The sequence below is a fragment of the Colwellia sp. MB3u-55 genome, from assembly GCF_014076785.1.
Classification (GTDB): domain Bacteria; phylum Pseudomonadota; class Gammaproteobacteria; order Enterobacterales; family Alteromonadaceae; genus Colwellia_A.
Genome location: NZ_JACGUS010000122.1, coordinates 559,850 through 572,801, shown reverse-complemented (window position 1 = coordinate 572,801; position 12,952 = coordinate 559,850). Strand labels below are relative to the sequence as shown.

General features: G+C 37.8%; 13 protein-coding genes. 4 read left to right on the top strand and 9 right to left on the bottom strand.

The window, feature by feature from the left end; all coding sequences use genetic code 11:
* The first annotated feature begins 163 nt into the window (after positions 1 to 163).
* Complete coding sequence (locus H4J66_RS18780; protein ID WP_182176425.1) at positions 164 to 2,596, top strand: zinc-dependent metalloprotease; 2,433 nt, start codon at positions 164 to 166, stop codon at positions 2,594 to 2,596.
* Positions 2,597 to 2,663: 67 nt separating this feature from the next.
* On the opposite strand, the gene H4J66_RS18775 is transcribed toward H4J66_RS18780, so the two are convergent.
* The 3 genes from H4J66_RS18775 to H4J66_RS18765 all read right to left on the bottom strand — a co-directional run bounded on the left by H4J66_RS18775 (position 2,664) and on the right by H4J66_RS18765 (position 5,800).
* Complete coding sequence (locus H4J66_RS18775; RefSeq protein ID WP_182176424.1) at positions 2,664 to 3,773, bottom strand: M28 family metallopeptidase; 1,110 nt, start codon at positions 3,771 to 3,773, stop codon at positions 2,664 to 2,666.
* 148 nt (positions 3,774 to 3,921) lie between these two features.
* Positions 3,922 to 4,683: an ABC transporter substrate-binding protein gene (locus tag H4J66_RS18770; RefSeq protein WP_182176423.1), complete on the bottom strand. Its 762-nt coding sequence runs from the start codon at positions 4,681 to 4,683 to the stop codon at positions 3,922 to 3,924.
* 220 nt (positions 4,684 to 4,903) lie between these two features.
* Positions 4,904 to 5,800: a DMT family transporter gene (locus H4J66_RS18765; protein ID WP_182176422.1), complete on the bottom strand. Its 897-nt coding sequence runs from the start codon at positions 5,798 to 5,800 to the stop codon at positions 4,904 to 4,906.
* Positions 5,801 to 5,997: 197 nt separating this feature from the next.
* Here H4J66_RS18765 and H4J66_RS18760 point away from each other — a divergent pair, with 197 nt between their 5' ends.
* From H4J66_RS18760 to elbB, 3 genes are read left to right on the top strand one after another with little or no spacing between them, the layout of a single operon-like run.
* Positions 5,998 to 7,446: a PLP-dependent aminotransferase family protein gene (locus H4J66_RS18760; protein ID WP_182176421.1), complete on the top strand. Its 1,449-nt coding sequence runs from the start codon at positions 5,998 to 6,000 to the stop codon at positions 7,444 to 7,446.
* Positions 7,443 to 8,639: a multidrug effflux MFS transporter gene (locus tag H4J66_RS18755; RefSeq protein WP_182176420.1), complete on the top strand. Its 1,197-nt coding sequence runs from the start codon at positions 7,443 to 7,445 to the stop codon at positions 8,637 to 8,639. The genes H4J66_RS18760 and H4J66_RS18755 overlap by 4 nt, the downstream gene beginning before the upstream one ends.
* A gap of 15 nt (positions 8,640 to 8,654) precedes the next feature.
* Entirely contained in the window at positions 8,655 to 9,308 is a 654-nt protein-coding gene (gene elbB / locus H4J66_RS18750; protein WP_182176419.1) for an isoprenoid biosynthesis glyoxalase ElbB, read from the top strand.
* Positions 9,309 to 9,310: 2 nt separating this feature from the next.
* On the opposite strand, the gene H4J66_RS18745 is transcribed toward elbB, so the two are convergent.
* From H4J66_RS18745 to aroQ, 6 genes are all read right to left on the bottom strand, one after another.
* Positions 9,311 to 9,466: an oxidoreductase-like domain-containing protein gene (locus tag H4J66_RS18745; protein ID WP_182176418.1), complete on the bottom strand. Its 156-nt coding sequence runs from the start codon at positions 9,464 to 9,466 to the stop codon at positions 9,311 to 9,313.
* Between the two features lie 30 nt (positions 9,467 to 9,496).
* The gene (locus tag H4J66_RS18740) at positions 9,497 to 9,661 is read right to left on the bottom strand and encodes an oxidoreductase-like domain-containing protein (protein WP_083277941.1); all 165 of its coding nucleotides are present in this window, start codon (positions 9,659 to 9,661) and stop codon (positions 9,497 to 9,499) included.
* 80 nt (positions 9,662 to 9,741) lie between these two features.
* Positions 9,742 to 10,326, bottom strand: a complete 585-nt coding sequence (locus tag H4J66_RS18735) for a hypothetical protein (protein ID WP_182176417.1) — start codon at positions 10,324 to 10,326, stop codon at positions 9,742 to 9,744.
* A gap of 77 nt (positions 10,327 to 10,403) precedes the next feature.
* Positions 10,404 to 11,750, bottom strand: a complete 1,347-nt coding sequence (gene accC / locus H4J66_RS18730; protein ID WP_182176416.1) for an acetyl-CoA carboxylase biotin carboxylase subunit — start codon at positions 11,748 to 11,750, stop codon at positions 10,404 to 10,406.
* Positions 11,751 to 11,781: 31 nt separating this feature from the next.
* Entirely contained in the window at positions 11,782 to 12,219 is a 438-nt protein-coding gene (gene accB / locus H4J66_RS18725) for an acetyl-CoA carboxylase biotin carboxyl carrier protein (protein ID WP_182176415.1), read from the bottom strand.
* A 79-nt stretch (positions 12,220 to 12,298) separates the two neighbouring features.
* Positions 12,299 to 12,754 carry a type II 3-dehydroquinate dehydratase gene (gene aroQ / locus H4J66_RS18720; RefSeq protein WP_182176414.1) on the bottom strand — a complete coding sequence of 152 codons (456 nt, stop codon included), beginning with the start codon at positions 12,752 to 12,754 and terminating at the stop codon, positions 12,299 to 12,301.
* Between the last annotated feature and the right edge of the window lie 198 nt (positions 12,755 to 12,952).

The window sequence follows — 12,952 nt, the reverse complement described above, 5'->3', positions numbered from 1 at the left end:
TAATACCGTAAAATAAAAAATAATAGCAGCTACATATTACATTATTTTACGGTTAGAGGTGACGATGAAAGCCATCACCTCACCTGTAAGGTTAATGATAACAAAAATAATGGAATGACTTGAATATATATTTATAGAACCAAAAATCAAATAGGGAAAAACGATGAAACTGACGCTAGGTGTCTTTTTAATATTTATTTGTAGTACCTTTTCAATAGCCGCGCTCAGCGAAGAAATAATCAGTTATAATGGCTTTGTTAAAGATAAAGATCACCAGCAAGGCTATTTTTCTTTTTATCATGATAAAAAAAAGGGCAATGTTTATTTAGAGATCCAGCAATTTGAACAAGACTTTTTATTTCAAAGCGGTTTACCTCAAGGAGTCGGTTCTAATGATATTGGGCTCGATAGAGGCCAATTAGGTGATACCCGTCTAGTACGCTTTGAAAAAGTAGGGGAGAAGGTTTTTCTCCGCCAACTTAATACTTATTATCGAGCGGATACTGAAAACAACTTAGAAAAAAAAGCTGTTAGCGAGGCATTTGCTAGCTCTATTATTTGGGGGTTTAAAGTTGCCAAAGAAAGTAAGGACGGTAAAAAAGTATTAATTGATTATACACCCTTTCTTTTATCTGATATTCATCAATTATCCAGTAAACTTAAACAACGTCAACAAGGTAACTTCAAAATTGATGAAAGCCGAAGTGGCATCTACATAAAACGCAGTAAGGCCTTTCCTAATAACACTGAGCTTGAAGCAACAGTGACTTACCAAGGAACGGATGCAGGTAAATACTTACGCTCAGTAACGCCAGACTCAACCGCTGTTACGGTGAACTTACATCATTCGCTGATTAAATTACCAGACGACAAATACCAAGCACGTACTTTTCATCCTTACAGTGGCTTTTGGTCAAATAGTTATGCCGATTACGCCAGTGCTATCGACCAACCGTTAATTCAGCGTAATATTCCACGTCATCGCTTAAACAAAAAAGATAGAAATCTTGAGGTCAGCGAAGCGGTTGAACCTATTATTTATTATTTAGATGCCGGCGTACCTGAACCTATAAAAAGTGCTTTACTGGATGGCGCTCGTTGGTGGGACCAAGCATTTTCAGCCATCGGTTATAAAAATGCTTTTCAGGTAAAAATGTTACCAGCCGACGCAGACCCTATGGATGTTCGTTATAACGTTATTCAATGGGTACATCGAGCAACAAGAGGTTGGTCTTATGGTTCATCAGTGATAGACCCAAGAACAGGAGAAATATTAAAGGGGCATGTCACGCTGGGCTCTCTACGTGTTCGTCAAGATTATCTCATCGCTTTGGGCTTAACATCTCCTTTTAAGTCATCTATAACAGACACTTCACCAATGAAAGAAATGGCTTTAGCACGTATTCGTCAATTGTCGGCTCATGAAGTTGGGCACACTTTGGGTATCGCGCATAATTTTGCCGCAAGTGCTAATAATCGCGCTTCAGTAATGGATTATCCTCACCCGTTAATTACCTTGAAAAATGGCGAAATTGATTTATCAAATGCCTACGCTACAGATATTGGTCGCTGGGACAAATCAGTTATTGCTTATGGTTATGCTGATATAGCGGCTGATCAAGAAGCCGAGTATTTAGCGAAAGTTATAGCAAGTGCGCAACAAGCAGATTTGCTGTATATGTCAGACTCAGATGCGCGTTCTTCTTCAAGTACACATAGCCGCGCACATTTGTGGGACAACGGAGTAGATGCCGCCGATGAGCTTAATAGAGTCTTAAAAATACGTGAAAAAGCGCTCATAGACTTTGGTTTAAATAGTATTCCTCTAGGGCGACCCTTGTCAGAAATTGAAGAGGTTTTGGTGCCCATCTATAACTTTCATCGTTTTCAAGTTACCGCCGCAGCAAAATTAATTTCAGGTATAGACTATCGCTATCAACTGCGAGAAGAAAATGTTCTAAAGCCATTGGAGGTAGTCTCAGGTAAACAGCAGCGAAAAGCGCTGCAGGTTTTGTTAGCCACTCTAGATACAAAAATATTAACCTTGCCAGAACACATAGTGAAACTTATTCCACCAAAAGCTTATGGTTATTATCGTAATCGTGAGAGCTTTACTGGTAATACGGGGCTTACTTTTGACCCAGTTTCTGCTGCACAGGCGAGTGCTAAACATACGGTGTCTTTGCTTTTAAATGAGCAACGTTTAGCGCGTTTACAACAACAGTCAGTAATAGATAAGCGTATCTTGAGTGTGCAAGAATTGATTGACGCTTTAATAGAGCAGTCAATTAAAGTACCGGCTGAAAAGGGCTTGGCTTTGTTGGTTCAACAACGGGTTAATCAACAAGTTATTGAGCATTTATTAGCACTTTGGCATAACAAAAATTTAGTAACAGAGGTGCGTGCAGAAGTTTATATGGCTTTACTTAATATAAAAGAATGGTTAAATGATAATTATGACTCTAAAAAGTACAAGCGCTTAGCTGCTCAGTTTATGTTGTTAGCAGCGCAAATCACCCATAGTCTTGAGCAAGGGAAACTTGTTCATCCTGCTGCTAATATTACCATGCCGCCGGGTTCACCTATTGGTAGTTAATTATTGAAGTGTGGGTGGCTTGAGTCTTAATAAAACCACCCACCACTTTAAAAGATTATTTTATCTTTTACTTTGCAGGTAAATATTTATCAGGATCAGCTAATAATTCAATTAGCACCTCAACATTATTATTAAGCTGCTGCTTAACACGTCCCGGAAATATTTCATCAAGTTTATCTAAACGGTCGAATTGAGTATGCCAAATATTTCCCCAGTTTTTCTCGGCTTTATTATCACAAGCTGTTGAATTCTTTTTATCATAACAAGTCCACAATTTTTTTGCGGTTGATTGAGAGTAACCATCAAAGCCATTCTGGCCATTAATTGAAAAGTTGGTTGATTCTACATACGCGATAGGAATACCAGCACAGGCAAAACTAGCATGATCAGACCAAGAGCCAGTTACACCTTCAGGATAGCCTTCATAGTCAGGATGAATAACATACTTGTTTTGTTCGCCTAACACCTTAATTGATGCCTTGAGTAAAGCATTTCGCATAAAAGTGTCGCTGTTATAAGTTTCATTTTTACAATCATCATAAGCTTGTGTATGCGCGCTATGTACATAAACCTTATCGCCACCAGCAATAGTGTCAAAATTAATCATCGCAGCGATATTATCTAATTTTTTATGGGTTAATAAGTCGTTGACGTAATATTTTGAACCTTGCAAACCAATTTCTTCTGCGCCAAAGGCAATAAAGCGAATACTATAATTATTTGGCATTTTTGTGGTCAATGCTTGGGCTATCGCTAACATTGCCGCAACACCTGCGCCGTTATCTGTGGCGCCCATTGATCCCGTTTTCATTGCCGTTGAATCATAATGTGCGCCAAGTATGATGGTTGGCTTTGTTACGTCACCAAATTCAGCAATAATGTTCTTTGATTCGCCGACCATTTCTCTACTGTTATAAGAAAAGTTTTGCTCGGTAACTCGATAACCAAACTTTTCAAATTTAGTTTTAATATAGTGAGCTGTTTGCTGTTCTTTTATTGTTCCAGCTTCGCGAGCACCTATACCATCGGTGGGTGAAACCAGTTCTTTAAGATAGGTAAAAGCAGCAGTTTCATTGTTATCTGTTTTGGTTTGTTCGCTTGATAACGTGCAAGATGTTACTAGTAATAAATAGCTAGAAAGCAAACAAGGTAGCACTGAGCGATGGAAATATTTCATATTACCCTTAAATTTTAAGACGAGATAGAGCGGATTATCTTAAGGTAATAGGATAATGGAGTCACTTGCTATTAACAACTACGCACGATAAAAAATACTCAGCAACTAACCTTATAGAGTACTTAGTTATAAATTAAGTCGATGAGCATTATATATAAGCTTTTATAATACTTTCGAGACTGCCATTTATTTTTAATCGTTGAATGGCATCATTGATTTGGGGTAAAAGATATTTTAGCTCTTTTCTTAGTCTAATTTTTAAGTAGCCATCAGAATGGACAGGGCCTAAAACAATGGGGACTGATAATATTTTTGCCCAATATTGTGCTGGTTTATCACCACTGATCGCAAAGGTGATCCTTTTTCTAAAAAGTGCTTTGATTAACTCTTTTTCTGAAGGGTAATCTAGGCGATTAAATAAATTATCATTGTGATAATAGTAACCTCGAACGGTACCTATATCTTGATTGGTTAATTGTTGGTCTTCCCCTAAGTTTTCAGGAAGAACAGTACCGGCCAAATAGATAATATGTTCTTTAATTGGGATCACGCTATCACTAAAGACATAGTCGTCAGACTGTTGCTCTTTAGATAACCAATCAGGATTGATTAAATCAAAATCAACGAGACCATTTCTCAATGATAAGTTGGTGCGTTTTGGCGGTAAAATTATTTCTTTACCACTTATATTGGCAGTGGCGAGTATTATGGCTACGGCGTCAACGACAATGCCACGTTGTTCACCGGTATTAATATAATAAGGATACCAAGCATTTGAGCCAGAAGGGTCAAACTTTAACGTTACTATGGGTAAATAATGATTATTATTTATTTGTTGGCAAGCAGCGTTCGTCGTCACAAGTAACGATAGCGCTAGTATTAACAATTGACCCCATGAGTTATTTAACATTTTGCCCCCTAATTAATGACTTTATAAAAATTAATCACCCTAAAAAGAGTAGCATCACAATAAAAAAATGCCTTTATTTTAACTCGATTTTTATTGAAAATAACAGCGTTACTTAGCGTTTTCATACGCTGTTTATGTTATTATTTATAAATTGCCTGGTAAAGTTATTTATTGGTTAATAAGCTGATTTAAATGAAATATATTTAAAAAAAGGATGCTTTTATGGTGTTATTATTATGTTTTTCTTTTTTGGTTTAGTTAACACAACAATATTCCCAGCGACAATAATTAATAAGCCAATGACGGTATAAATATTCCAGCTAAAATCTTCAAATATCGTTGAGATAACGACGGCAACAGCAGGGAACATCACGCTTGCATATGAGGCCTTATGAGCACCGATGTTATTTAAAAGTGTTAAGTAACTGGCAAAGGCAATAATAGAACCGAAAACCGATAGGTAAATCAGCGAACTTATATAGGGTAAGGTATATGAAAAACTAAATGATTTTCCTTGTATTAATAGCAATAGAGTCATAAATATTGAACCATAAAGCATGCCCCAAGCATTGGCTTGCATCATAGGTAAATTCATAAGCTTATTTTTCATTGAGACCATATTGCCCGTTGAAGCGAACAATGTCCCTACGAAGCAAAGTGATAAACCTAGCAATGTTTCTGCGCCTAACTCGGTATCGTTAATTTGTGGCCAGAATAAAACCACAATACCGGTTAAACCAAGAAAAGCGCCTAGATAAGTTTGTTGAGTAATTTTAGTGTTAAACCAAATGCGGGCATTGATCACATTGAAAAACATAATCATTGAAAAAGCGATTGAGGCAAGCGCAGAATTTATGTGCTGTTGAGCTGAATATAAAAAATAGTAATTACAGCCAAATAACATCAAACCAAAGAACAGGAATTGTAGGTGCTGTTTTTTGTTAAAGGCAAGTGAGAGCTTTTTAAAACGACAATAAGCAAATAGCAGAAGTGCTGCTAAGCCAAAACGATAAACAATAGATGCTTCGGCGGGAACATCACCTAATTGATAATTAATGGCGATCCACGTTGTTCCCCAGATAAGTACGGTGATCACATATAAAAGTGTGTTGTTCATTATTCTTTCCTGAAAAATTTAAGCGCAATCTTCTCAATTAATTTTGACTAAATCACTGTAACAGCATTTCTTATATGAAGTACTATTTCTTAAGGTCGATTTATTTCTAAAACGCTAGTTTATAGATAGTTCTGTTGTGTAACAGATACAAAAAATATAAAATGCAACCTATACAGTTTTTGTTGAGGTGAAATAAAATGCGACTTTTAGATAAATCTTCTTCAGAATTTTTATATCAGCAAGTCATTGACTTTGTTGAAGACCAAGAAAAAAGTGGGGCAATAAGAGCGGGAGACAAGCTACCTAGTCTACGTAAACTCAGTAGACAATTTGAGATAAGTATACCGACAGTAAAACAAGCGTATATTGAACTAGAGCGCCAGGGTAGTATTTCTGCAAGGCCACAATCAGGCTATTATTTAAAAGCTAAACAAGCACGAACCTTAAAACCCATGCGGTCATTATGGGCAAGTTGTCAGCCCGTTGAAATCTCATGTCGAAGCATAATAGAACAAGTTTATGAAGCTGTTCATTTACCCGATACTGTCGCATTGGGTATTTCTAACCCGGTCAATGCACACCCACCAGATAAAGCTTTAGCACGATTAATGCGTTCGGTGTTGAGTAAAAATGCTGAAAAAGCGGTTAGTTACGGACCCGTAAATGGTGATCCAAAACTGCGTTTAAACCTTGCTTTTCGTTATCATGAGCAAGGTGTAGCCATTAATCATGACGATATCATTATCACTAGTGGTGCCCAAGAAGCCCTGTCAATTGCCTTACAGTGTGTTGCGGAACGTGGTGATATTATCGCTGTAGAATCACCATGTTTCTTTGGTTTGATTGAATTAATTGAAAGTTTGGGTATGAAAGCTCTGGAAGTTTATACCTGCACTGAAGAGGGGATCTGTGTCGAAGAACTGGCTAAAGTTATTGAGCAACATCCAGTAAAAGTGTGTTTATTTTCTACCGCTATTTCTAATCCACTTGGCTCCATGATGACTAATCAACAGCGCCAGAATATGGTCAGTTTATTAGAAAAACATGATATTCCACTTATCGAAGATGAAGTTTACAGTGACTTATATTTTAGCAAAGATAGACCAGTACCCGCACAGCTTTACTCCAAAAAAGGCCTAGTGCTAACCTGCTCGTCTTTTTCAAAAACGGCTGCACCGGGTTATCGAGTCGGTTGGCTATTACCGGGCAAATATGAAGAAGCAGCAAAGCGTATTAAACGCGCACAGTCTTGCTCAACACCGATGTTACAGCAATGGACATTAACTGATTATTTGATGAGTGGTGAATATGATCGCCACTTACAAGTGTTAAGAAAAACCTTACGTTATAATTGCGAGCGGATGCGCGCCTTAATCGCGAGTCATTTTCCAAAAGAAGTCTGCATTTCACAGCCACAAGGAGGCAGTGTCTTATGGATACGTTGCCGTTCTCATGTTGATACTAGCAAATTTTTTACTCAGGCTATTGCTAAGGGGGTGAGTTTTGCTCCTGGTGAAATATTTTCTCCAACAGGGCAATATAAAAATTTTATGCGCATTAGTTATGGGGTGAAATGGTGTGAAAAAATAGACAAAGCGATTGCTGACCTTGGCAAACTTGTTTACGACTATCCGGAGAAATCATGAGAAACGTAAAAATTAGTGAACAAACAGAGCTTTCATTAAAATTATTATTACCCTTATTAGCAGCCATTATTGCTATTTCACCATTGGCAATCGACATGTATTTACCAGCAATGCCGATACTGGCAGAGCATTTGTCAACCGATATGCCAATGGTACAAAATAGCCTGAGTATTTATTTACTAGGCTATGCTTTAGGTTTGTTATTTTTTGGTCCACAAGCGGATAAGCACAGCAGAAGAAAATTAGTGATGCTAGGTATCTCAGGTTTTATCGTGATGAGTATAGCGATAACGTTTGTCACGAGTATTGAACAATTTTTATCCTTTCGGTTTTTTCAGGCATTTATTAGTAGTGCGGCAACGGTTGTTGTGCCAGGAACAATAAAAGAGCGATATGGCAAAGATACCGCCAAAGGGTTTTCTTATGTATCTATGATTATGATGATAGCGCCTATGATAGCGCCTGCTATTGGCTCAGTGTTACTGCTGCATAGTTGGCAGCTTATATTTTTAAGTTTAGCGGCCTATAGCTTTATTATTTTGCTTTTGGTGTATCGATTTTTACCTGAAGTAAAGCGTGAGAAAAATTTAGCACCTGTTAGTTTTCTGCAACGCTATAAAATTGTTTTATCTAATAAAAAGTCACAACTAAATATTGTTACGTCTATGGTTATTTCATTGGCTTTTTTTGCTTATATTACTGCTATCCCTTTTGTCTATCTAACGGTTTTTAACGTCTCTGAATTTGAATTTAGCCTACTTTTTGCTGTTAATGTTTTGGCGTTAATGACCGCTCACTTTATTAATACCCGCTTAGTTAGTCGTAAAGGGTCATTTATAATGTTGACCTACGGTTTAATTGTTGCGTTATGTTTTTCTTCATTGTTGGTGGTGGTAAACTTTTTACAGCTACCATTAATGTATACCGCAGTTGCGGTATTGCCGTTGATGGGCAGTTTATCGATGATAGCGGTAAATGCTGATGCACTTATTATGCAAGAATTTACACGGGAATCAGGTACCGCAAGTGCGGTAATAGGTACCCTTCGCTTTGGTATTGGCGCATTAGCAGGACCAATATTAGCGTATTTTTATGATGGTAGTGCTTTACCGTTTGCATTATTGATGTGGTGCTCGATAATAGTTGTTTTATTATGTCAGTTACCTAATATGACAAAGAATATAGGAATATAGGAATAAAGGATTAACATGAAAAAAATAGCGATTATTTTATCTGGCTGTGGCGTTTATGACGGCAGTGAAATACATGAAAGTGTTTTAACGTTATTAGCGATTGAACAGCAAGGAGCAAGCTATCGTTGTTTTGCACCAAACATTAATCAATATCATGTGATTAACCATTTAACTGGTGCGGTTAGTGACGATGAAACACGTAATGTTTTGGTTGAATCTGCGCGTATTGCCCGTGGTGACATTGAAGACATTACTGAGCTTTACCATGAAGAATTTGATGCGCTCGTTTTTCCAGGTGGCTTTGGCGCAGCAAAGAACCTCTGTGGCTTCGCGCTTGATGCAGAAAACTATCAAATAAATGCTGAAGTACTTGCTGCTGCTCAACGCTTTATTAAAGCAGACAAACCGCTTGGCTTTATGTGTATTGCTCCGGCAATGATCCCACTTATTTACGGTGAGGATGTTCAAGCAACAATTGGTAAAGACCGTGATATTGCGGACTCGTTAATAAAGCGTGGTTTAGCACACGTTGATTGTGAAGTGGGCGATATTATTGTTGACGGAAAACGAAAACTTGTTTCAACACCGGCCTACATGCTAGCGACGTCACTTGTTGAGGCAGCCAGCGGTATTAATAAATTAGTGAAAAAAGTAATTTTACTCAGCTAATATTACTCAGCTTTGGCATCAGTTTGTAATTCTACTTGTTGTAAACGCCACTTTTCGTATTCGCTATAGTAGTGGTCCCATACACAAGGGCAACAAGCACCGCCGCCGCAACAGTCATCATCGGCGGGAAGGGAAGGTTCTTTAAGTAATTCAGTCATACACAGTATCGTTTAGAAAGTCGCTTAGTATTAATTTGACTCGTTGTCTTGGGCTTGTTTTTCTTTTAGTGCGACTTGTTGTAGGCGCCATTCTTTACGCTTTGCATAGAAATTGTCCCAAACACATGGTGTACATGCGCTGTCACAACATTCACCATCGGCAGGTGGTAAAGGTTTTTCAAGTAATTCAGTCATAAATTTATATCAATATTAAAATTTTTTGTATTATATACCCAAACAGCCTTGAGGTGGATTGGGTATAAATAAAAATTGGATTATTTATACCCCCAAGGAGCTTTAGGCAGAGAAATAGGCTTAGTTAAATCAAAATCGACACGAAATTCCCTACCCTGCCTGATCAATCGATAAGTAAACTTTGTTGGATAAATATAAATTTGCCAAGTGTTGCCAATAGATTGTGGGATGCCACCACTGACAAAAAGCTCCTTTGAATATTGGTCTGCAGGAAATGATTGCACTTGTGCCCAGCCCGCATCATTAGTATGTCCGCCATACATAGTTGACTTGTCATCACTACCATCTTTGTGTCTGTGGTCATGCTTAAGAGAAAGCCCTGAACCTGTCTTGGTTATAATCCAAGTTCTTGATGAATCATCACCAACATGGAAAGGAATATGCAGTTGTGTCTTACTACACTGACGCACATGCATAATTAAAGGCTTATCAAAACCATCACCACTACTATTGTCAACGGTTACTTTTCCTGCGAAAGCTTTGCCACAAAAGGCAGCTATATTGTCAAAAAACTGATCGTGATTACTTATTGAAACTAATGGAGCATCGGCGTAGACGTTTACAGATAAGAGAGTAAATATAAAGGGGAGTATAATTTTTTTCATAGTGTTCCTTTAGTGCAAATATAGTTTATTTAGTTATAAAAAAACCTGCCTAAGCAGGTTTTTATTAAATGAAAAGGTTATTCAGCTTCAGCTAATTTCTTTTCTAGATAGTGGATGTTGGCACCGCCATTTACAAAACCTTTATCATTTAAAATATTTTGATGTAAGGCAATGTTGGTTTTAATACCGTCAATCACTAATTCGGCTAAGGCATTGCGCATACGTGCGATTGCAACATCTCTGTTATCACCCCAAGTGATCAGTTTGCCGATCATAGAGTCATAATTTGGTGGTACCGTATACTCAGCATAGATATGAGAATCCCAACGAACACCCAATCCTCCTGGAGGATGAAAACGAGTGATTTTGCCCGGTGAAGGAACAAAAGTACGTGGGTCTTCAGCATTAATACGACATTCAATTGAATGGCCAGCGATTTTGATATCATCTTGGGTATAAGATAATGGTTGACCAGCAGCAATACGTAATTGCTCTTTGATCAAATCAACACCGGTGATCATTTCAGTAACTGGATGCTCAACTTGAATACGGGTATTCATTTCAATGAAGTAGAATTCACCGTTTTCGTATAAAAATTCAAAAGTACCGGCGCCACGATAATTAATATCAATACAAGCTTTACAACAACGCTCACCAATTTTGGCGCGCATTTCTGGAGTAATACCTGGTGCTGGAGCTTCTTCAACCACTTTTTGATGACGACGCTGCATAGAACAATCTCGCTCACCTAAGTGAATTGCAGCACCTTGACCATCAGCCATTATTTGAATTTCAACATGACGAGGGTTTTCAAGGAATTTTTCCATGTAAACCATATCATTTTTGAAAATAGTACCGGCTTCTCTTTTGGTTAATGCAATCGCGTCGACTAAATCTTCTTCGCTGCGCACAACACGCATACCACGACCACCACCGCCACCAGCCGCTTTAACAATAATCGGGTAGCCAATACGTTTAGCGTGAGCTTTATTGGCCGCTTCATCATCATTAAGTGGGCCATCTGACCCTGGAACACAAGGAACACCCGCTATTTTCATTGCTTTAATTGCCGCAACTTTATCACCCATAATACGGATGCTTTCAGCTTTTGGACCTATAAAAGCAAAGCCTGACTTTTCAACCTGTTCTGCAAAATCAGCATTCTCAGCTAGAAAACCATAGCCAGGATGTATTGCTACTGCGTTAGTGACTTCAGCTGCCGTTATTATGGCAGGAATATTAAGGTAGCTGTCAGGCGCAGGCGCTTTGCCAATACAGATAGTTTCATCGGCTAATAAAACATGTTTTAAGTTTCTGTCAGCCGTAGAGTGCACAGCAACAGTTTTTATACCGAGTTCTTTACATGCACGTAATATTCTTAGTGCAATTTCGCCTCGATTGGCGATAACAACTTTATCTAACATGGAATGATCCTTTTGTTTGATATCTATAGGATTATTCAATGATGAATAGCGGCTGGTCAAATTCGATAGCGTCTTCATTACCTGCTAGAATTTCTTTAATAACACCAGACTTATCAGCTTCAATTTGGTTCATCATTTTCATTGCCTCAAGAATACATAAAGTATCACCAGCATTTACATGTTTACCTACTTCGACAAATGCAGGTGAATCAGGTGACGCTGAAGCGTAGAAAGTACCAACCATTGGCGAACGAACAACGTGACCTGAAATAACAGCAGGTGCAGTTTCAGTGGCTACAGGTGCGGCAATAGGAGCAGCAGAAGGAGCAGAGTGCATCATTGGAGAAGCTTGTACCATAGTACCGCCACGACAAATACGTACTGATTCTTCACCTTCAGAAATTTCTAATTCGTTAATCCCTGATTCTTGTACTAATTCAATTAATTTTTTTATTTTACGAATATCCATTTGAATACCTTTTTATCAATGTGTAATTTATGTTGTCAATAGAGCCACTAAACTTAAGTCACTCTCTGTTGTTTATTCATTAACTTTTATGGTCAGTTAACCAAGTATAAGCCGACGCTAACGCATATTTATAACCATTGGCACCTAAGCCACAAATAACACCAATAGCTTTGTCTGATAGATACGAATGATGTCTAAACGACTCTCTAGCATGGACATTTGAAAGATGAACTTCAATATATGGAATGTCTACAGAAAGAAGTGCGTCACGTATCGCTATACTAGTATGGGTAAATGCGGCGGGATTGATGACAATAAAGTCTATTTCATTATGAGCTTGATGTATTTTTTCTATCAGCAGGTGTTCAGCATTTGATTGCAAATGACTTAATTCAATTCTCAGTGGTAAAGCTTGCAATGTTAAATCGTCAATAATATGGGTTAATGATTGCGCACCATAAATTTCAGGCTCGCGTTTCCCTAACATATTTAAGTTAGGGCCATTTATCACTAAAACTTTAAACTTTGTAGTCATTTTCTGAGAAAAACCTATTAAATAGCAAACATTACAAATATCATCACATAAAAACTAGAGTGATGGAACAGCTAATAACAAAATCGAGCATTTCTGCTGTTAAGCGATTATTATAGTGTTTTCGCAGAATATAGCAGCAAAATACTGGTCTGATCTGTTGTTGTTAACTTTTTATCAATAAGATGACAATAAAGTTTT